This window comes from Bordetella tumbae, from assembly GCF_965139195.1.
GTDB lineage: Bacteria > Pseudomonadota > Gammaproteobacteria > Burkholderiales > Burkholderiaceae_B > Bordetella_A > Bordetella_A tumbae.
The window spans coordinates 78,976-100,582 of record NZ_CBCSJH010000004.1 but is presented as its reverse complement, the minus strand read 5'-3'; the positions used below and the strand labels follow the sequence as shown (position 1 = coordinate 100,582).

General features: G+C 58.3%; 15 protein-coding genes. 4 read left to right on the top strand and 11 right to left on the bottom strand.

Annotated elements, in window-relative coordinates; all coding sequences use genetic code 11:
- Positions 1–163 precede the first annotated feature (163 nt).
- Complete coding sequence (locus ACNA0J_RS07305) at positions 164–1,393, top strand: MFS transporter (protein ID WP_415817928.1); 1,230 nt, start codon at positions 164–166, stop codon at positions 1,391–1,393.
- Positions 1,394–1,439: 46 nt separating this feature from the next.
- On the opposite strand, the gene ACNA0J_RS07300 is transcribed toward ACNA0J_RS07305, so the two are convergent.
- The 7 genes from ACNA0J_RS07300 to ACNA0J_RS07270 all read right to left on the bottom strand — a co-directional run bounded on the left by ACNA0J_RS07300 (position 1,440) and on the right by ACNA0J_RS07270 (position 13,691).
- On the bottom strand, positions 1,440–2,171 hold the full coding sequence (locus ACNA0J_RS07300; protein ID WP_415817925.1) for a winged helix-turn-helix domain-containing protein: 732 nt from the start codon (positions 2,169–2,171) through the stop codon (positions 1,440–1,442).
- 19 nt (positions 2,172–2,190) lie between these two features.
- Positions 2,191–2,757, bottom strand: a complete 567-nt coding sequence (locus ACNA0J_RS07295) for a SecDF P1 head subdomain-containing protein (protein WP_415817923.1) — start codon at positions 2,755–2,757, stop codon at positions 2,191–2,193.
- A gap of 160 nt (positions 2,758–2,917) precedes the next feature.
- The gene (locus ACNA0J_RS07290; RefSeq protein WP_415817922.1) at positions 2,918–3,691 is read right to left on the bottom strand and encodes an OmpA family protein; all 774 of its coding nucleotides are present in this window, start codon (positions 3,689–3,691) and stop codon (positions 2,918–2,920) included.
- A 117-nt stretch (positions 3,692–3,808) separates the two neighbouring features.
- On the bottom strand, positions 3,809–4,180 hold the full coding sequence (locus tag ACNA0J_RS07285; protein WP_415818205.1) for a YadA family autotransporter adhesin: 372 nt from the start codon (positions 4,178–4,180) through the stop codon (positions 3,809–3,811).
- Positions 4,181–6,353: 2,173 nt separating this feature from the next.
- Positions 6,354–11,146: ESPR-type extended signal peptide-containing protein (locus ACNA0J_RS07280; RefSeq protein WP_415817920.1), on the bottom strand; the 4,793-nt coding region annotated here is incomplete at its 3' end.
- 256 nt (positions 11,147–11,402) lie between these two features.
- A complete protein-coding gene (locus ACNA0J_RS07275) occupies positions 11,403–12,038 on the bottom strand; it encodes an IbrB-like domain-containing protein (RefSeq protein ID WP_415817918.1) in 636 nt (211 codons plus the stop codon).
- 426 nt (positions 12,039–12,464) lie between these two features.
- Positions 12,465–13,691 carry a DUF3440 domain-containing protein gene (locus ACNA0J_RS07270; RefSeq protein ID WP_415817915.1) on the bottom strand — a complete coding sequence of 409 codons (1,227 nt, stop codon included), beginning with the start codon at positions 13,689–13,691 and terminating at the stop codon, positions 12,465–12,467.
- Between the two features lie 388 nt (positions 13,692–14,079).
- On the opposite strand from ACNA0J_RS07270, the gene ACNA0J_RS07265 reads away from it, so the two are divergent.
- The 3 genes from ACNA0J_RS07265 to ACNA0J_RS07255 all read left to right on the top strand — a co-directional run bounded on the left by ACNA0J_RS07265 (position 14,080) and on the right by ACNA0J_RS07255 (position 15,606).
- Positions 14,080–14,430: an ArsR/SmtB family transcription factor gene (locus ACNA0J_RS07265; RefSeq protein WP_415817912.1), complete on the top strand. Its 351-nt coding sequence runs from the start codon at positions 14,080–14,082 to the stop codon at positions 14,428–14,430.
- Positions 14,427–14,852 (top strand): SRPBCC family protein, encoded by a 426-nt coding sequence (locus tag ACNA0J_RS07260; RefSeq protein WP_415817910.1) that lies wholly within the window; start codon positions 14,427–14,429, stop codon positions 14,850–14,852. The genes ACNA0J_RS07265 and ACNA0J_RS07260 overlap by 4 nt, the downstream gene beginning before the upstream one ends.
- 79 nt (positions 14,853–14,931) lie before the next feature.
- On the top strand, positions 14,932–15,606 hold the full coding sequence (locus ACNA0J_RS07255) for a glutathione S-transferase family protein (RefSeq protein WP_415817907.1): 675 nt from the start codon (positions 14,932–14,934) through the stop codon (positions 15,604–15,606).
- A 108-nt stretch (positions 15,607–15,714) separates the two neighbouring features.
- Here the strand turns inward: ACNA0J_RS07255 and ACNA0J_RS07250 are convergent, their stop codons facing one another.
- The 4 genes from ACNA0J_RS07250 to ACNA0J_RS07235 all read right to left on the bottom strand — a co-directional run bounded on the left by ACNA0J_RS07250 (position 15,715) and on the right by ACNA0J_RS07235 (position 21,522).
- A complete protein-coding gene (locus tag ACNA0J_RS07250) occupies positions 15,715–16,602 on the bottom strand; it encodes an NAD(P)/FAD-dependent oxidoreductase (RefSeq protein WP_415817905.1) in 888 nt (295 codons plus the stop codon).
- A gap of 105 nt (positions 16,603–16,707) precedes the next feature.
- On the bottom strand, positions 16,708–17,181 hold the full coding sequence (locus ACNA0J_RS07245) for an Rrf2 family transcriptional regulator (RefSeq protein WP_415817903.1): 474 nt from the start codon (positions 17,179–17,181) through the stop codon (positions 16,708–16,710).
- Positions 17,182–17,251: 70 nt separating this feature from the next.
- The gene (locus ACNA0J_RS07240; RefSeq protein WP_415817902.1) at positions 17,252–18,130 is read right to left on the bottom strand and encodes an SDR family NAD(P)-dependent oxidoreductase; all 879 of its coding nucleotides are present in this window, start codon (positions 18,128–18,130) and stop codon (positions 17,252–17,254) included.
- 47 nt (positions 18,131–18,177) lie between these two features.
- Entirely contained in the window at positions 18,178–21,522 is a 3,345-nt protein-coding gene (locus ACNA0J_RS07235; RefSeq protein WP_415817900.1) for an acetate--CoA ligase family protein, read from the bottom strand.
- Between the last annotated feature and the right edge of the window lie 85 nt (positions 21,523–21,607).

Here is a 21,607-nt window from a genome sequence, read left to right as displayed (position 1 = left end):
AGTTACGACGGCAGTGAGGGGGCAGGCGCTGGCATTCCAAAACCGGAATCCAGCCGCCTGGCGCTCTGGCTTGGGATGACGCCTGCAAAAAAATTTCGGAACGATGTCGATTTCCGACGAATTCATTCGTCGTGCTCTTGAACCCGTTCACTAAGGAATTCCCATGCTGCAGAACCAAGTCTATAGATGGGTGATTGTCGCAGCTGGCGGCCTGCTCGGCTGTATCGCGATCGGCGCCATGTTTTGCCTGCCGGTGTTCCTGTTTTCGATTGCCCAAGATACCGGCTGGTCAACAACCGGTATCTCCACCGCCATGACCATCGGCTTTCTTGCCTTGGCGGTTGCCAGCCCCCTCTGGGGCACCCTGTCGGACCGGCTGGGCCCCAGGCTGGTGATACTGACCGGCTCCGTGCTGCTGGCCGCCGGCCTGGCGCTGGCAAGTAAGGCGCCGTCGCTGCTGGTCTTTCAGCTGGCATTTGGCCTGCTGGTCGGCGCTGCCGGCGCTGCGATCATGGTGCCGATCATGGCTAGCGTCACCGGCTGGTTCGACACCCATCGCAGTCTCGCGGTGTCTCTGGTGTCCGCAGGCATGGGTGTCGCGCCCATGACCATGTCACCCCTGGCCGCCTGGCTGATCGACGGCCATGATTGGCGCAGCGCCATGCTGATCATCGCCACTATCGTTGCCGTCTCGATGATCCCGATCTCGTTTCTGATCCGCCGCCCGCCTGCTCTGGCCGAGCCCGCAGCTGCATCCCCGAAAATGGCTGATCAGCCGTCCCTGTCGCTGGCAGAAGCACTCAAGTCGCGGCAGTTCATCATTCTGGCCTTGACCAATTTTTTCTGCTGCGCCACCCACTCCGGCCCGATTTTTCACACGGTAAGCTATGCCGTGACATGCGGTATTCCCGTGATTACAGCGGCGACTATCTACAGCCTGGAAGGTCTGACCGGCCTCGGTGGCCGCGTGGCTTTTGGCCTCCTGGGCGACAGGTTGGGCGCCAAGCGAGTCCTCGTCTGGGGACTGCTCGCGCAGGCCTTTGGTGCGCTGATCTATGCTTTCGCCAGCAATCTGGGGACCTTTTACGCGGCGGCAGCGGTGTTCGGTTTCATTTACGGCGGGATCATGCCACTCTATGCCGTCATCGTCCGTGAAAACTTTCCGCTGCATATGATGGGTACCGTGATCGGCGGCACAACCATGGCAGGCAGCCTGGGAATGGCAACCGGCCCGGTGGCGGGCGGCTTTCTCCATGACATCACCGGCAGCTATGTCTGGCTCTATGTCGGTTCTTTCGCCCTGGGAACGGGTGCTTTCCTGATCGCCCTGACTTTCAAGCCATTTCCGAAGAGCGCAATCGCATTACCTACCCTTTCCAAGCATGCTGACTGAACCGACCATTGAGCTCGCTCATCAGTCGGATTTCAAAACGCGTCGATCAGGTGGCATTCCCCACGAATACATATCCATATCCCCTGAGCGAACGAATAGGCAGCCTTTCTCCGGTTGCTATCAGCTTCTGCTTTATCCGGCTGATTTGTACGTCCACGTAGCGTCCTATGTCCCCAGGACGCGACTTGATGACCAGATCTTTACGTTCGACCGGGTTGGGACAGTTTGCCATGAGCACCTGCAAGAGATGCCTTTCGGTTGGTGTCAATCCGATTTCTCGACCAGAAGGCGTCAACAACAACCAACCATCGTCTTTCAACTCCCACCGCTTGTTATTGGAGTCACAGACCAGCAGCTGATCAGCAATGTCGGGCTTGGTCCGGTCTTGTGACACTCGCCCAAATGCGTATCCGCGGCGCCAAAGAGCCTGAAGCGATGCAACGACCTCCATTGGCACCACACTTGCATCAAAGCAGGCATCTGCTCCTGCAAAGAGGAGAGACGCCCGTTCAGGACCAAACACCATTTCTTCAGTCAGAACGACTATCCCCGCAGTGGGATAGTCAGACCTCAGCTCATTGAGGCTCAGCGACCGATGCCCTGACGGACAGCGCATGGTATTGATGATGTGCCCCGCCTCTGCTGCGGCGCCGGGGCTCACAACATCGTCCATGGCGTCTTCCTCTCTAAAGGAGATACGCCATGCAGCCGCCTCCGTCATCATTCTTTGCAATAATGCGTCACTGTCATACAAAAGAAAAACTGGACTGACAGTCATTACGTCGACCACTCTTCTATTATCGGCTCGCCGGTTGACGAATCAGGCGCGAGATAGCTTGAGCCTCGTCGACGCTGGCGACCGGCAAAGGAAAGCTGCCACCGTCATAAGTCGCCGAGATCTTGGGTACAGAGATCAGCTTGCCCTGCGCGCTGATGATGAGATAGTTGCCTTGAGACTCGCGGGTCACCTTGGCCAGCTTTGCGGCGCCCTGCTGATTGAAGTCAAAGCGCAGGAACACCTGCCCATTCTTATTTTGCATCGGCACGATCTGCCGCAGATCCGCCTGAGTCAACACCGGTTGCGGGACCGCATAGAGGCGCGTGTTCTGGTTCAGTTGCACCTGAGCCAAACCGTTGCCGGGACGAACCTGCGCCAGATGGAAGGTAATGTTCGGCGTAGAGTTATTGGCGTTCTGCTGGCTCGGCTGCTGGGCCGGTTGCTGGGTCGTGCTGGCCTGTTGAGCAGCGGGTTGAGCATTCCCCGATCGGGCGCTGCTGGTCCCCTTGTTCGGCATCTGCTGACACGCGGCCAACCCAAGCACGCTAGCGAGCGCAAAACCACGCCACACTTGGCGCTTAGCCATTGCTGTCATTGTTGTACTAATACTCATTGGAACTCCAATATAAAGAAAGTACACAAAGCCCGGCCTCTATGAGGCTATGTTGGCTTTGTGCCCATTATCAGAATGTGAGACAAGTCGCGGACGTCGTTACTCTCGAGTTTTCTTGGTCCGCGCCGCCAGTTCAGCGTACGCCGCTGGCGTTGATTTCCACACGGCGATTGGGAGCCAGGCAGGCAACCAACTCACTGCGATTCTGTTGGTCGCATTGCACGATTGGCTGGCGTTCACCGTAGCCTACGGCACGCATACTGCCCGCGGGGATGCCATTGGCAATCAGTGTTTGACGCACCGCATCCGCCCGCCTCTGCGACAAATCCTCATTACTGGCATCGCTGCCGATACGGTCCGTGTGTCCAGCGATTTCCAATTGATCAATGGTCTGGCGATTACGGAGTTCTCCTGCGATCTCGGCAATACGGCTATTCCCGGCAGCAGTAATCACTGCGCTGCCAAACGCGAACGAAACATCGCCATTCAAGGTGTATTTCTTGGGGGCTGCTGATGGGACAGGCCGGCAATCCTGGGGCGCCCAATAGAAGCTGCGAGCGACTTTATCCGAGTCGAACAGAATCTTGAACTGGCAGGTGCGGATACCCTCAGGCGTGCGGAAATGAAACAGATAATCCCATTCACGCACCTGGAAGCCTTCCGAAAAATGCGGGCGACCGAGCAGCTCATATATCTGGTCTCGAGTAACGCCATCTTGGACCAGGGCCAGGCTGTCCACATTGGGGAAGGTACCGGTGGAAAGGGAAACGCTCTGCGGATCGGGGAATACAGGACTATCTGTCTTGCCGTCGCCGCTCACATTGCTCAGCGTGCCGCACCCTGCCAGCAACAAAGCAGCCGTCAACGGAGCCGACCGCTGCAGGCAGCGGGTAATAACGGTTTTCATCAATCTTTCCTTTGAATTCGACAAGCAGGTTGATCGCCGCCGGTATTGTTCAATCGATACCAGCGGCTCTCTCTTCGGCCTCGGCGGGCCGAAGAGCGCAAGCTCAATATCTATGAATTACCACTGATAACCCACGCCCACCGCACCGCCGTAATCGCCGCGCGAATTGGAGTTACCAGAGAATTTCATAACCCAGCTTCCGTTATCAGACACAGTGGAAACGCCGATCGCATAACCGGATTCACCGTTATAGGTGCCCCCTGCTATCGACATCATGCTCTTGCCTGGCAAGTAGGCCTGCGGTAAACCCGCCGTCGCCATCGCAGAGGCAATACCAGCACTGAGCTTGTTATTGAGTCTGCTCACATCACCACGGACCTGACTGATCTGGTTCTGCAAACCATTGGTCGCAGATTCCAACTGGCCCAGGTTGACTGCGTCCGTGGGTGCGGTACCCGCGCCCACATTCACGATCTTCTTGCCACCCATGTCGATACCGCTCTGATTGATGGTCGGGCCGTTCTCGATTTTGACTTCCTGGGCGTTCACCGTCTTGGCCGTCACAGAGTTGACGTTGATGTCCTGAGCCATGGAGACCTTGACATCGGCACCCTCACCGTTGGGACGCTCGGTCTTCGAGATGACGATATTGTCCCCTGCGACGAAGCCCACGGTATTGCCGTTATGGATCGGTGTAGGCGAGCCACCTCCGGTGCCACCGTCAGAGCCACCCGAACCGCCATTCCCGTTGCCGGAATCCGTCCCACCCGAGCTTCCGCCCGAGTTGTCCGGCGCTGGCGCCTCAACGTTCCAATGCATGCTGTTGAGCGCATCTTGTAACGAGGCGTACTTGTCGCCGCCGTAGCTGAACGATCCGTCATCATTGAGTCCGATGAAGTCGGTGACGGGCTTGAGTTGCTCTTCAGTCGCAGCACGTCCAGAGCCATCACCAAAACCCGCATAGTTGACGGTCTGGTTAGTCAGGCCGGTAATGGTGCCCGTATTGCCGCTGATGACGATTGGGCTGAGGCCCCCGATTGCGATTTGATCGCCACCGATCGCAGTCGTGCCGGCAGCATCGGTTATCGAAATTGCGCCCGCGCCTACTGTCGATATGTTGGCACCATCCGTCACCGTCAAACCACCGTTGTTCAGCACGCTGCCATCTGTGCCGTCTCCGATCGTCAAACTGCCGTCTGCGGTCAAGTGGAGATCGTCCGCCAGATTGAACGCAAGATCAGTACCCGTGCGAGTGATGTCGATATTGCCATCGGTATTAGACAAGTCCACCGAACCGCCAGGTGCTACGTTGGCGCCCGCATCACCATTGGCGCTCACGTTCCAGCCTGCGCTGGCGACGTCGTTGACCTGTTTCAGCTGGTCTTCCGTTGCAGCTTGGCCGCTGGTGTAGTTGTTCGGATCGAACGTCGTGTTGGTCAAACCACCGATCGTGCCGGTATTGCCGCTGATCACAATCGGATTAGCGCCGCCTACGGAGATTTGATTGCCACCGATAGCCGTGCTGTTGCCAGCCGCGTCCACCACCGACACCGTGCCGGCACCCACCGTGGTCGTAGCACCAGCGGCATTGCTTACCGTCGTGCCAGCAGCGGTGATGGTTGCCGTATTCCCGGCACCGTCAGCCACCGTTGTGCCGGTAGCCGTGGTCGTCGTCACGTTGCCTGCACCGTCGTTGACCGCCAGACCGTCATTGTTCATCACGGTATTACCCGTGGTGACGCTGCCCGTGTTGCCCAGGTCGATGTTCTGGTTCAGGCTGACGGCCACCACACCGTTCTGATCCACACCGGTTTGAGCAACGCTGATGTTGCTGTCACCTTCGAATCGCACTACACCGTTCGGGCCGATGTTGGCGCTATTGCCACCGGCATCGGTCACGTTCCAGCCTGCGCTTGCAACATCGTTGACCTGTTTCAGCTGGTCTTCTGTTGCCGCTTGGCCGCTGGTGTAGTTGTTCGGATCGAACGTCGTATTGGTCAAGCCACCGATCGTGCCAGTGTTGCCGCTGATCACAATCGGGTTGCTGCCACCGATCGAGATCTGGTTGCCACCGACCGTGGTCGTATTGCCTGCGCCGTCATTGACCGTCAGACCGTCATTGTTCATCACGGTATTACCCGTGGTGACGCTTCCGGTGTTGCCCAGGTCGATATTCTGGTTCAGGCTGACCGCCACCACGCCGTTCTGATCCACACCGGTTTGAGCAACGCTGATGTTGCTGTCACCTTCGAATCGCACTACACCGTTCGGGCCGATGTTGGCGCTATTGCCACCGGCATCGGTCACGTTCCAGCCTGCGCTTGCAACATCGTTGACCTGTTTCAGCTGGTCTTCCGTTGCCGCTTGGCCGCTGGTGTAGTTGTTCGGATCGAACGTCGTGTTGGTCAAACCACCTATCGTGCCGGTATTGCCGCTGATCACAATCGGATTAGCGCCGCCTACGGAGATTTGATTGCCACCGATGGCCGTGCTGTTACCAGCCGCGTCCACCACCGACACCGTGCCGGCACCCACCGTGGTCGTAGCGCCAGCGGCATTGCTTACTGTCGAGCCCGCTGCCGTCGTAGCTGTCGTATTTCCGGCACTGTCAGCCACCGTTGTGCCGGTAGCCGTGGTCGTCGTCACGTTGCCTGCACCGTCNTTGACCGCCAGACCGTCATTGTTCATCACGGTATTACCCGTGGTGACGCTGCCGGTATTGCCCAGGTCAATATTCTCGTTCAGGCTGACCGCCACCACACCGTTCTGATCCACACCAGTTTGCGCAACGCTGATGTTGCTGTCACCCTCGAATCGCACTTCACCGTTGGGACCGATGTTGGCGCTGTTGCCTGCCGCATCGGTCGCTTTCCAACCGGCGCTTGCAACATCATTGACCTGCTTCAGTTGGTCTTCCGTTGCAGCCTGGCCGCTGGTGTAGTTGCTCGGATCGAACGTCGTGTTGGTCAAACCACCGATCGTGCCAGTGTTGCCGCTGATCACAATCGGGTTGCTGCCACCGACCGAGATTTGATTGCCACCGATAGCCGTGCTGTTGCCAGCCGCGTCCACCACCGACACGGTACCTGCTCCCACCGTGGTCGTGGCACCGGCAGCATCGGTCACCGTCGTGCCAGCCACCGTCGTCGTCGTGCTATTTCCAGCACCATCATTGACGGCCAGACCGTCATTGTTCATCACGGTATTACCCGTGGTGACGCTGCCGGTATTGCCCAGGTCGATGTTCTGGTTCAGGCTGACCGAGATCACGCCGTTCTGATCTACACCCGTCTGAGCCACGCTCAGGTTGTCGTCGCCTTCGAATGTCACCACACCGTTCGGGCCGATGTTCGCGCTGTTACCCGCTGCATCGGTCGCCGTCCAACCGGCATTGGCCACATCACTGACCAACTTCAGTTGGTCTTCCGTCGCCGCTTGCCCGCTGGTGAAATTATCCGGATCGAATGTCGTGTTGGTCAGACCACCAATCGTGCCCGTGTTGCCATTGATCGCGATCGGATTGCTGCCGCCGACGTTGATCTGGTTGCTGCCGATCGTCGTCTGACCGCCACCGGGAGTGGCAACCGTAATCGAACCTGCGCCTACCGTGGTCACCTCGCCCACGGCGTTGACCACCGTCGTGCCCGCCGTCGAGGTCACCGTGCTATTGCCGCCATCGTTGACCACCAGACCGTCATCGTTCATGAGGGTCTTACCCGTGGTGACGCTGCCGGCTGCGCTCAGATCGATGTTGTTGGCCAGGTTGAAAGCCAGATCGGTGCCATTGCGGCTGATCACGACGTTGCCGTCGTCGTTGCTGAAGTCGACCGTCGCGCCCGGAGCAACGTTCGCACCGGTGCCTTCGCCGTTGGCCGCCACGTTCCAACCCTGTGCAGCGTAGCCAATGGCGTCATGGACAGTGTCTTCGCCAGTATTGCCAATATTGCTCGTGGTCACTTGGTGCGTAACCGGGTCATAAGCGGCATTCCCGCCCATAACCGTTGCCACGGATTGGCCAGCGGTGTCCAAATCGTTGCCGACTGCAGTCACAGCCACGTTCGTGCCGTACAACTGGCTGCCGTTGATAGCATCGGTACTGGTACTGCTGATACGACCCGCAGCAACGTTGGTGAGAGTGCGCTCTTGGCCCGCACTACCTACGCTGACAGTGGCTAACGGATTAGTACCAGCATAGTTGTATGTAACGTTGTCGATAACCGCATTGGACGTACCGACCGCGGCAGCCGTCACGGCACCGCTGCCAAGCGCGACCGCATTTGCGTTCGATGCCGCAGCACCACGGCCAAGCGCGAGCGCGCTTTCGCCAGATGCCGCAGAGCCAGTGCCAAGAGCGACCGCGTTTGCGCTCGATGACGCAGCATTGGTGCCCATCGCAATCGAATCTGTCGCGCCCGCCGCCGTAGACGCCCCTCTACCTATTGCGCTGGAGTTGGTCGCATTAGCCGTACTCTGGAAACCCATTGCAAGCGAAGCGCGTTGCAAAGCATTAGCACCGTAGCCGGCAGCCAATGAATAATCACCCGAAGACGTCGCACGACCACCCACAGTCATGCTGAATTCGCCCGAGGCCTCTGACTCTGTGCCAATACTAATAGAAGAGCCGCCCGAGGCATCAGAAACCATACCAATTGCGATACCGTTTTGGCCCGTAGAGTTCGAACTCACGCCGAGCGCGATGCCGTTATCGGACGTCGCGTTCGCCATGTAGCCAATGGCATAGCTCCCGTTGCCCGACGAGTTCGCATAAGGTCCGATTGCTCCGGCCTTCGGACCACTGGAGTGCGCGAACGACCCGATTGCGAGGCCATCGGATCCCTCTACGCCACTAGCCTCTACCGAGGGGTCAACTTGAGCCTGATAACCAATCGCGGTTGATCTCGAACCAAGCGCCTGAGCCTCTTGCCCCAGAGCGATGCTGCTATCCCGCTCGGCGATTGAAGATGTACCTATAGCTATCGAATCATGATTACTGTCTGCGAGTTCAACGTCAGGGTTAGCCTGGCCGGATCGCGCATTGGTTCCAAACGCAATACCGTTTAACGCAAAAGCATTTGCACCCGTACCACTTGCTTGCGAGTCCGATCCAGCGGCGCTTGCAGTAGTACCGAATGCCATGGCGTTCTCTGCTGTAGCAGTTGCGCCACTACCCTGGGCAATACCACGAGCCGCATTTACCACGGAATTCTTGCCGACAACAATACCCTCTACCGCTGTCGAACTGGATTCTGTGCCGATCACAATCGAGTTTTCAACGGACGGGCCGTTAGCCTGGCGATTGCTATACGAATCCCGACCGATAATGATGGAGTTCTCATCACGGCTGACAACGTTTGTACCGATGGCGATACCGCTCGCATCGCGGGCTTCCGATTGCGAATTGCCGATCGTGGTCGAATTCGAACCCAAGCCTTTGATGTTATGACCGAGCACGACCGCGGAATCACCCTCAGCACCAGCCAAGTGCCCGATCGCGATCGAGTCTTGGTTCTTGGTCGTTGCGTCCGGACCGATAGCAATCGAATCAATGGCTGTAGCACTGGCACCATTGTTGTTCTTGTTGCCCTTGTCTACCCCACCATCATTGATGCTGACATAGTGCATCATGTTCTGGTCAATCTGGGTTTGCAGATTGGCGATGACGCCACCGGCAAAATCAATATCGCTCAGATCAATGCCGGATACCGCTTGCTGCAACTGACGGACGTTCACCGCATCCGTATCATTCGCCCCGTCTTCGACATTGACGATGCGGCGCGTGAACTCGCTGCCTGCCTCGCTGCTGCCAACGGAAACTGCGCTGCCGGAGAACGCGCGGTTAGTGAACCGGCTATTACCCGAGACATCGCTCTGGACAGCGTTAGAATTCAGCCCCAATGCGACAAAACCGCTATCCGCATGAGCATTGGGCCCAATCGCCGTTCCTGTTCCCACTGCGCTGGTCTGACGGCCAATCGCCACACCCGTGTTGCCGGCGCTGGCGGCATAACCAATCGCAATGCCTTCCGTTTGCGCATCCGTATCTTCGCCAATGCTGACTGCGCGGTTCGCTGTGCCACCAGTATTCGCGTTCAAACCGATGCTGACATTAGAGTCACCCTCTAATCCACCGGAGTTACGCCCTAACGCAACGTTGTCGTCACCGTTTACGTTATTACCAACCCCTTCTCCCATCGCTACGTTGAACTGGCCTGCAACGTTCTGACCAGACGCCGTGCCGATGGCAATGTTATGTGAGCGATCGCCTGGCAGGTGCTGACCTGTGCCCTGACCAGCGCCGCTGCCTATCGAGATATTATTCTCGGCATCTGCTACCGCGCCGGTACCCAAGGCCAAACCGCTGGCGCCAGTCGCAGCAGCGCCAGTTCCCAACGCAACGGCGTTGCCACCCGAGGCGGTTGCTTCCAGGCCTATGGCCGTACTGGCTACACCACTGCTATCGCTGTCCTTGCCAATGGCGATCGCAGCAGTCGGATCACCGTTGTTCGCGGGCTTTGAAACTTGAGCGCCGTCACCCAAGGCAATTGCGCTTTCGCCATCAGCAATCGCTCCAACGCCTGCAGCGAAACTGTTGTCTTCGCGCGCCTCAGAGCTGGGACCGATCGCGATCGATTCTTGGCCAATGGCCTGCGAATCGGGTGCTGCCGAATTGGCGTGGAAATACCGAACGCCGGTCGCGCCCTGTTCAATGAAAAGGTTATGGATTTGCTTACCAGTGACAGCATCGGTACTGGTCGCATTGATCGTGCCATCAGCAAGATTAGTAATCTTGTTGCCGCCCATATCAACATCGGTCCCAATGGTGACCCCATTGCTGTCGGCAACGATAACGCCGTTGGCAACATTCAGACTATCAGTAGTGACGCTGGCGGTAGTAATGGAAGTCCCAATAGCACCAACTTGACTCTGCAGTGTTGCGATATTGCCCTCTGCGGAACTCACATCACTTTGCAGCGTGGTGATGTTGCCCTGCGCCGTGCTGACATCGCTCTGCAGCGTCGTGATGTTTCCTTGCGCCGTACTGACGTCACTTTGCAGTGTCGTGATATTGCCTTGTGCGGCAGTAATCGCTGTCTCGGCAGCACCAACGCGTTCGTTGGTTTGGAACAGCTGTCTGCCAGATACCGCCTCGGAACTGCCTGCGTTCAGACTAGCGTCGGTCAGACCCGTTACGGTACCGCCACCACTGAACTCGATACGACCGGTCCCATCGGAGAACACGATCTCATTGCCGTCCCAGCTGCTTGGCGCAGTACTGTCGTCAATCGTGACGGTCGCTTGAGCGGCTCCCATCGCACCGGCAATCGCTACTGCCAAGGCACCGCGTGCCAAAAGGCGAGCGCCAGAGCTTCGTTTGCCTCGCGCTTTCGTTGTCTCAGGGACCGCAACAAAAGTGCGGCTTTCTTCGTTCCAAATCGACCTGTAGAGATGATTCACTTCCCGCGCCCTTACGGCTTGTATGCCGTTGCTTTGTTCCGTTGATCTTTACTGGACACTACGGTCCATAACCAAGCGTAATTGTGGCAAGGGAATAGGTATAATTTTCTACAAAAGCACGTGATTCATTATCTTTTGACCGATATACATGACTAATGAAACAATCACGCAAACCAACGTAATACTTCACTTAGTTCGAGTGCTTTCATTTATCCGCGCATCATGCTTTGGCGGCCTGCATTTGCAGTACGAAAAGCTATTTCCAAGATTTCGAATACTCGCTGTCCTGAAATAGTTCAGGCAGTCCCGATACTTGTTTAAAGCGCAGTACTTCGTCTGCATCCATGCCTAGTCTTTGGGCGACTTCGCTTTCGTGCCATCCTTCTTTGAGCAATCGAACCACGATGTCAGTCATCGGCATCACGGCATGAACGCCACGTGCACGATTGTGCCGTATCGTAGCGACGATACGGTCTGCAATATTGCTTCGCTCCGATTGAATACAGACCAATGGCAGATAGCCATGCAGGCGTTGTCGGATGGGCCCATTCTTCTTTGCTATTCGCTGACGGTGAAACCCATCCACGACCACGTATTCATTTTCTTGGTGTTCGTGCGCCACGATTGGCTGCGTATAACCGTCTACACCGATAGACAACTCAAGCAGCTTCATTTCCGGCGGAGCAACAGTGTTGGGATTGTAGTCATTGCCTTCGACTTGGCTCACTGGCACCCATTGAACACAATCGACGGGTTCGTCAGCAAAAGGACTGTGATCGCGCAACGACCGGCGTATCCCGTTTATGGCCTCTATCCGTTGACGCAAAGGCAGACTATCCAGTTCATCAAACAACGCTGCAGCACGACTGATCAGCTGTTCTACTTTCAGCATATCGATTCCTCCTCAATGTGACCCACTGTCCTCTGACACTCTGGACTTCGAACCCATAGGGCTCCAGAAGAGACACGTTCGACTGCAGCGCCTGGACTCTAGCTGCAAGTCCCCGCTCGTCGATGTACGCCAGAACACGATTGCGGAGCTCACGAAACAGACCTTTGTCGCGCGCTTCAACACGTAGATATCCCTCTCGGATACGCACCTCGTCAGCTAGGTGCTCAATACTGATAAATCCGAGGACCCTCGGGTCATTCTCGTGACGGACGGTGAACCATCGATACCGCGGGCCATCGTTCAGCGGATAGCCGCCGCACTCTCGCCGTACCGTAGCGCTGGCAAAAAAGCGTCCCATCTTGGCGAAAAACGCCGTCTCATCATCAATGGAACGCCGCACTTCAAATACATACCGTCGTGACGAATTCATCCCCTCTTCCCCGTCACAGACAATTCCTTGGTGTCACGCTTGGCAAAGCCAAACGACAATGACCGCGCCATATCCTGCTTTAGCAATGACATAGCTATCCGGCGCCACGAAGGTTGAGTTCGTCTATTCTCTAGAGCTGGGGTGCCCGCGTCAGGCCAAGCCGCAAGCGGATAGTCACGAACCACCCACCAATCGATGAATGCCTTGATGCGGCGCATATATACCTGTCTCACCTCTTGCGGCAGACTGCGCAGCAAAAACTCGCTGTACTGTTTCCATGTAGAAAACGTCGGCGGCAGCCCGATTCCCCCGCGATAGCCCAAGAACTTTTGCCGCGAATAGCGTGCACCGCAATTCGCGCCGGCCACACGCGCTACGACGCGGAACCAAGTTTGCGGCTCGAGCTGATGAAACAGATCCAGCCCTTTGCGTTGATCATCTCCGTAGGGCTGGCATACCCTCATCTGTGAGAATAGAACGCCGGCACGATACATACGATCGTACAAACGGTTGTACGAATTGCCTTTATCCGCCGTATAACGCCACAGGTCGCTGAAACGCCAATCGTAGATAGGAAAAAAAGTGATTGCTTTACCATGGAGGTGATCCCGGGCGCTCCATGCGATAGGCTCTTTGCCTCCGGGAGCTGTCCAGGCGAACTTCTTGACACCGGCACGGCGCTTGATAGCCAGATACCGGTTGAGCGACTCATCGGAGCGAATGCCCACCAGAATGGCCGTGGATACGCCGTCGCGGCACATCCACTCGTTGAATGCCGGGAAAAACTCTTCGAACTCCATCCGGTAGCGATAAAAAGGGAAATAATCCTGATCCTTGATCACTCTGCAATGATCAGGCATCGGCCGGATCCAGTCCTGCTCACGTCCAGGCTCCCAGGCACACCAATAGGGCTCCTGAAGGCTGGAGGCGTTGCGCAGATTTATCGGTAAACATATCCACCAGCCGCGGACGTCGGGTCGGTCGAACATTTCCTTGACGTGCTCAATGGTCGACTCATACTGACCTTCGAGGTCGATAAACACGGCATGCACTTCTCCGCGGCCCAGTTCCCGGGAGACCTCCAGCGCCAAATGCAGCAGTACCGAGCTATCCTTGCCTCCAGAAAAGGCAACACAAACTCGTTGAAATTGCGTCAAGACCATACGTAGACGATCTTTTGCTGCTTCGTAGACATTTTGGTCTTGGTACTGCTTGGCCGTCATACGACGCCCCTCTCCTTGGTCAATAACGCCTGGCCCGAAGAGAAAAGCGATTCGATCAAGACAAACTTGGCGGGCTGCGTATGTAGTAAAAACTTACAACTAACACATTGAGTACTAATTATGCCCCAATATACATATACTTACGGTTCTACATATCAACTTTCAATGAAAATTGACAATCCTTGACTTATATCGATATCAACAGAAACTAAAGGTTGACGCCCTTCGACGACCTAGAATCCGACAGCATCACTCTTCTGTGCCAGCCACGACAGCAGCCTAGTAGCTGCGACGCACATCGCAGGGCCACCCGCCCGACAACAACACACAGCCTGGCCGTAAACCATTTGAGTTGACAACCCACGGTATTTAGCAAATACTTCACTACATGGTGAACTATTATCAAACCTTGGATCGGACGTTTGCGGCGCTGGGAGACCCGACCCGCCGCGCCATCCTGGCACGACTCGAGCAAGAAGGCAGTGCGACCGTCAGCCAGTTGGCGCAGCCTTTTTCCATCAAGCTGCCGGCCGTCATGAAGCATCTGGACGTCCTTGACGATGCCGGACTCATCGTCCGTACCAAGGCCGGACGCACCGTTACCGTTCGCCTCTCGCCTGCCCCCATGCAGGCCGCGATGGATTGGCTACGTCGCTACGAGCATTTCTGGACCCATAGCCTCAATCGCCTGGCTTCCTACGCGGAAAGCCAGGAAGCCCAACGGAGACCCGAAAAATGACCAGCCTGACTCTTGTAAGACGTATCGCGGCACAGCCCGCTACGGTATTCGACGCTTTGACCACATCTGACGGCATCGCGTGCTGGTGGGGCCCAGACGGCGGGCCAGTGCTCGTCGCCGAAACCGATGTCCGGGTCGGCGGCCGTTTCCGAGTGAGATTTCGCATGCTCGACGGCAGCGAACATGAAAGCAGCGGCGAATACCTGCGCGTCGATCCTCCACATCATCTGGCGATGAGTTGGCGCTGGTCCGATAACGAAGACGGCGGCGAGTCGCGCCTCGAGTTTGCATTGCGCGCCACTGACACCGGCACGGAACTCACGCTCACACACAGCGGCCTGCAAGACGAAGCCACGCGCACTAGTCACGAAGAAGGCTGGGGTGGCGCATTGGACAAACTTGTGCGGCATTTCGCGGGCTGAGCCCAAATCGCATCCCGTAGCTTTGCGGCTGCGCCCTTTTCCTGCTCGGCACGAACGCCGAAGTCGCTAGGAGCGACCCATGATTACTCTTTCCGCATTCCGTTGGGTGCCCCCTTTTGCGCAAGGCTTGGTGCGCGATCTACGCGTGCGCTGGGCGCTCGAAGAAGCCGGCATCCCGTACAAAGAAAAACTGATCGGTGTGAAAGACCAGGCCAGCGCGGAATACCGGACATTGCAGCCCTTTGGGCAGGTCCCCGCCATCGAAGACGGCGACCTCAAGCTATTCGAATCCGGAGCCATCTTGCTGGAGATCGCCGAACGCAGCGATACATTGCTGCCCGCCGACGCGCAAGGCCGCGCACGTGCGCGCGCATGGACACTGGCGGCGTTGAATACGGTGGAGCCCCCTATCACGCATCTTGGCGGGCTGATGATTTTCCATGTCAATGAGCCGTGGGCGGCGCCAGCCGTCCCGACTGCGGAGCAGGCCGTGTGCAAGCGCCTGGACGAATTGGCACAGTGGCTGGGCGAGCGCGACTATCTGGAAGACCGCTTTACCGTCGGGGACTTGATGATGACCACCGTATTGCGCATCTTGCGCAATACCTCGCTGGTCAGCGATCGACCCGCGCTACAGGCTTATCAGTCGCGCTGCGAAGCACGGCCAGCATTTCGCAAGGCGCTGGCCGATCACTTGCGGCCATTCGCCGAATACGAATCCGCACGCGCCAGCACTAGGCCCGCTGCTGGCTGATACGGGCCCGGAAACCAGCGGCGACGATACGGTACCGCTGTGGACGCCCGATACAGACCATGCATAGGCATCAAGCCACACACATAGTCTGCGTCGGACGACGCGGCATCACAAACCGAACATCAGCGAGCGATGTGCGGCAGCCCCCGCCATGGCACCGTCGCCCACCGCCAGCGCCACCGACCCCGCAGGACGGGCCAAGTCGCCGCAAGCAAATACGCCAGGTATCGTCGTCGCCCGTGTGAAATCGGCTTTCACATAGGGGCCTAGCGGCCCTTCTTCTAGTTCGCACCCGAGTTGAACCGCCAATGCGCCCGGACGCACGCGCGTGGCAACGAACAAGCCCGCCAACGAGAATACGCGGCCGTCTTGCATCACCACATCGACGGCCTCACCGTCCAGACGCGCCACCCTGCCCGGCTCTACTCGCACATTGCGAGCCGTCAAGTGTGCCAGCTGCTCGGCATCAGGCTCGAATACATCATTAAGGAACAAGGTCGTCTCACCCCAATCGGGCAACATCAATCCCTGATGCAGTGATATCGCCGACACGGCCAGCACACCGATATGCCCCTGCTGCAATTCATAGCCATGACAATAGGGGCAATGGAACACGTGTTTGCCCCAACGCTGTGCCAAACCGGGCAATTCCGGCAGTTCATCCTGCACCCCCGCGGCGAGGATGAGGCGGCTGGCGGTATGCGCGGAGCCCTGCTGCGCAACGATTCGAAACCCACCGTCAACAGGCTCGGCGACCTCTACCCAGTCGTCCAACCATTGCACGGTGGCATAGCGCATAAGCTGCGCTCGGCCTGCGGCGGCAATCTCCTCAGGAGGTCTGCCGTCTTGAGTGAGAAAGCCATGTGAATGGGTAGCGAAGCGATTACGACGCTGTCCAGCATCAATCACCAACACTTTACGGCGCGCACGCGCCAATTGCAGGCCGGCTGACATACCGGCATAACTGCCCCCAATGATGATCACGTCGTAGTCCATCGGAAACCTCATTCGTGCGAGTTTAATTTCACGTATCTTTTAATGATACATTAAAGCATGAACCTTGGCGATATACGTCTGTTCAATCAGGAATCGAACGAGGACTCAGGGCTGTGGCCGATGGCTCGATTTCGTTTTCGCATTCGAAGGCGCCGCACGGCACAATGCGTCGAACTGCCCCGCCAAGTCGGCTAGACTGACCGCCCCCAACCGCTGCACCAGCAGGATCTCGGCCTGATGCAAGGCGTCCGCAATTGCTGCGTTTACCACGCGCTCTACGGCACAGTCGGGATTGTCACGGTCGGCGCCAATCGCAAAGATACGCGGGCCGCCAACTGCTTGATGCACATCGAGCAGCGTAATACGGTCCAGCCCGCAAGCCAGGCGCCAGCCGCCATGGTGGCCCTTGTCAGATTGCACATAACCGGCCTTGCGCAGGCCCGCCATGGTGCGACGGACAACGGCGGCATTCGTGCCCAGCATGCGCGCGATCTGCTCTGATGTCATGGGCTCCTCGTTGGCACGTGCCATGTGCAGCAGTACGTGCAGCATGCGGGAAAGGCGGCTATCAGTTCTCATGGGTAGCGCATCTAGGCCGAAGCCAAGCTTATTGGTTACCCTGCATTATCGGCGATATCCGCGCGGCGTTTCAGTTCGCGTGTTGAAGGGCCTTTGCCAGTTCATGCCGGGACTGGTCCCAACCGGAGGCCGGGACCAGTTGACCGGCCTGCGCTTGCACCTGCGCGAGTTGTTCGCACAAAGCATCGACCGGGGTACCTGCGTCACCCAGGTGGACGCCATGCGTCATCGTGATGTGCGCGCATTCAAAGCTGCCCCCTCCCGCCAACAGAATCATGCGCGTCGGGGCGTCCTCGCCTATCAACGCAATCAGCCCCGGGCTGACCTTTTCCGGCGTAAAGATCTCTGCCGCCTGCGGATCCAGTAAACCCTCGGTCATCGCAGTCATGGCAGTAGGCGCCAGGCAGTTCACCCGTACGTTATGTTTGGCGCCTTCGAGAGCAAGCGTCTGCATCAGACCGACCAGCGCCATCTTGGCCGCGCCATAGTTTGATTGCCCGAAATTGCCATACAACCCCGACGACGAGGTCGTCATCACGATCCGTCCGTATGATTGCGCGCACATGTGGGGCCACACCGCCTTGGTGGCATTGACAGCGCCCATGACGTGCACGTCCAGCACCAGGCGAAAGTCGTCCAGATTCATCTTGGCAAAGCTGCGGTCTCGCAGGATGCCCGCATTGTTCACCAAGACGTCCACACGTCCGAAAGCCTCTATCGAGCGGGCAGCCATAGCCTCCATGTCGGCATATTGCGTCACGTCGCTCAACACCGCGATGGCCTGTCCACCAGCAGCGCAGATCTCATCAGCCACGTCTTGAGCGGCATTGCCGAGATCATTGACCACCACCTGCGCACCGTGCCGTGCCAGCTCAATGGCGTGGGCACGTCCCAGGCCGCCCCCCGCGCCAGTCACGATCGCCACCCTGCCCGTTAGTCGCTTCAACATACGTTGCTCCTGATAAACGTCATCATGTTGGTTCATGCGCCGACCGCTCAGTCCACGCGCTGAACTGGAGGGTAACGGAACTCGCCGTCCAGGTGAATCGATTGAGGCTGATATAGTCGCAGCGTGAGATAGAATCCGGCCCCCGCGGGTGCCGGAAGCCAGTTTTCCGTCGGCCCGGGGTCATCGGCCTGGATCGAGATGCTCAAACCACCGTCTTCGTCGTACCGCAGGCCCGGCGTGCGATCGCCGATGGAATGCCGCCCAATGGGATTTTCGACCAACAGACAGTCACTGCGACGATAGAGCGTGATCGACCAAAACGCGTCCACTCTGGGCCCGCCTTGCGGCGCGAAGCGAAGCACATAACGCTGTGCACCCGTCAATGGCTCACCATCGGCGTCTACCTCGGCCATGATATACATCGCCTCATCGACACCAAGCGTGCCTATCCAATTACGCGCCACACGAGCGCGCGTCAGAAAGTCGCTGCCGAAACTCGTGCGCACCGCCACCGCCGTGGTCCACCCCCCGCCCAGCGCAGAAGGCTGCGCCACATCGCGCAGCTCGCTATAGATCTCGGTCAAAGCCGTCTGCAGATCGGCGACCTCCGGCGGCCAACATGGCAGAGGCTCGGACGGCGGATTGCGTTCAAGCATGTTGTCCAACACACGCAGATATTCGTGTGCCTCGGGTATGCCGGTATCTCGGTTGTCGAGCAATACGTCCAGGCGCGATAACGCGGGCGTCCCATCGAGTCGACAAATGGCGAAACGATCTTGCAGCGCATGCACCTGCGCCAAGTCTGCCGGATCTGCATCCACCAGAATACGGCCGATGACCCACACATCGTCGCTAGGGGCACTGATCTGATGCATGCCCGCCGGTACTACGGTGCCTTGCCAGCCAGGGCCATGCACAAATAAACGTTGTGCGGCTCCACCGGTGGTGCGCCGCCCGGCATATGCCCAGGGATTTGTCCACGCATCCAAAAATCCCAGCACCCAGTAGCGTGACCCCATCTGTGGAACGTCGATGACCAATGGTCCCTCCGACAGATCCAACCACGCATTGGTGAACAGCGTGTCGTTGTTTGGCGTCACAACTTCTTTGTCGTCTGGACTGCGCAGTCTGCGAGTATGGGTGAACTGATTCACCCAACGCATCCTCGAACCAGGACTGTCGCCGGCAAAGCCGGCCACAGCATGCTTGCGTGCGGTATTTGAAGCACGCATGCGCGCCATCTCGAAGAGCGGCAAAGTGGCAATCACTGCCTGCCGGACAGCAGCCGACGCCGCGGTTGCGGCTCGCGTCAACACCACCGCATCCAACGCGCAGACTCCTTTGCCCTGCGGCAATACCACCAGCGGATTCAACTCCACCGAATCGAGCGCATCGCCCGCCGCCACGGCAAACTGCGAGAGCCGCACCATGCACTCGGCCAAGGCAGTCACATCCGCAGCGGGCGCACTGCGAAACCCGGCGAACAACGGGGCGATCTTTAGCTCGCGGATCATCTCGCGTGCCTGCTGGATGTCGATCGGCGCCAGCCGCAATGCCACGTCTCCCAACAACTCGACATTCACACCACCTGCCCCCAGCATCACGACAGGTCCCAAGACAGGGTCCCGGCGCACCCCCAGGATGCACTCAACACCGCCGCGCAACATCGGCGCGATCAGTACTCCCTGTACACGGGCGTGCGGGGCCGCACTTGCCACCGTCGACAGAATACGATCGAATGCGCCAGCAGCAGCCTGCGCATCACGGATATCCAGCACCACGCCGCCGATATCGCTCTTGTGCGTGATATCGGCAGACACGACCTTCATGACTACTGGAAATCCTAACGCGCATGCGTGGTCCACCGCACCTTCGCGAGAATGCGCATGACGTGCCGGCACGACGGGTATGCCGTTTTCGCTCAAGACTCGCATCGCGTCGGCTTCGCTATAAGCGCCAAGCCGCAGTGCGACCGATGGGATTGCAACGGCAGGCACGGGCTTGGGCCGCAACTGCTGTGCATGAAAGAACGCCATCGCGGCCAGCACACGGATCGCTCTGGCCGGATCGCCATAGCAAAGGCACCCTTGCTCTTCGAGCGCGCGCTGTTGCCCGGTATCGGCAAGTGCGCTGAACATCACCAGACGACCGGGGAATTCCCGCCGTAGATCCCGAGCCAACTGTTGTTGCCTGGCCTGCATGGCAGGAGTACTGCCGAACGCGGCTAGAAAAATCAGCAAGCTGCCGTAGTCGCCATGCTCCAGCATCGCACGAGCAGCGGTATCGAGCAGCGACGGATCTGCTGTGACCTGCCCCGTCAAATCGACCGGATTTTGCGTCGCGGCAAACGGCACGCGAACTCGGATGATCTCTTGCGCGGCTGCCGGCAGCTCGGCGACATCCAAACCCGCCTCGGCTGCGTCGTCCGCCATCATCACACCAACGCCACCCGACACTGTCAACAGGCCCACTCGGGCATTGGCCGGCAGACCAGAAACCGCGAGGCAATGCGCGATGTCGAAAAACTCCTCGATAGAACGCGCGCGCCAGGCGCCATGTTGGCGAAATAGCGCTTGATACACCGCATCGTCACCCGCCAATGCCGCGGTATGCGATGCAGCGGCTTGCGCTCCCAGTGCCGTGCGGCCGACTTTCACTACGATCACCGGCTTGCTCGCTGCGCGGGCCAAGTCCAGCGCTCGCCGCAGCTTTGCGCCGTCGCGGCAGCCTTCCAGATACGCCATGATCACTCGCGTCGCCAGATCGCGTGCCATCCACGCAATGCAATCAGCCACGTCAATGTCTGACTCATTGCCCGTGGTCACCCACGCGGAAAGTCCGACATCGCGCTCGCGCGCCATGGCGTAGGCGTATGCGCCAAACGCGCCACTCTGGCTGACCAAGCCGATATGGCCAGTCTTGACCAGACCGGTCGACACCACCGGAGAGAACGTGGCATACACAGACTGCGCTACATTCATGAACCCCAGGCAGTTGGGCCCCAGCACGCGAATTCCTGCCGCGCGCGCCCTATCGACAAACTGACGCTGCACCGCTGCACCTTGCGTTCCGAGCTCGGCAAAGCCGGCCGAGAACATGACGATGTTGCGCACCTCTGCGCCGATGGCATCGTCTAGTGCCGCGTCCGCGCCCGAGGCGGGAATGGCGAAAATCGCTAGATCGATCGGTTTGCCCACGGCGCGCAATGAGGGGTGAGTCCGACACCCTCCGATCCGCTGTGTCCCAGCATTGATCGGATACACCTCACCACGATATCCCTGTTCAAGCAGATATCGCAGCGCCACTGCGCCGACTTTGTTGGGATTGGTAGAAGCGCCCACGATAGCGATGGAACGCGGTGACAGGAAAGAATCTAGGTCGGGCAAATTCATAGGCGGCCGGATGAGAGTCTGGAAAAGCCTCTGCAAACTGCAAGCGGCATCCGCACGCTGCGAATTCCCGAGGCTGGCCGCCTAA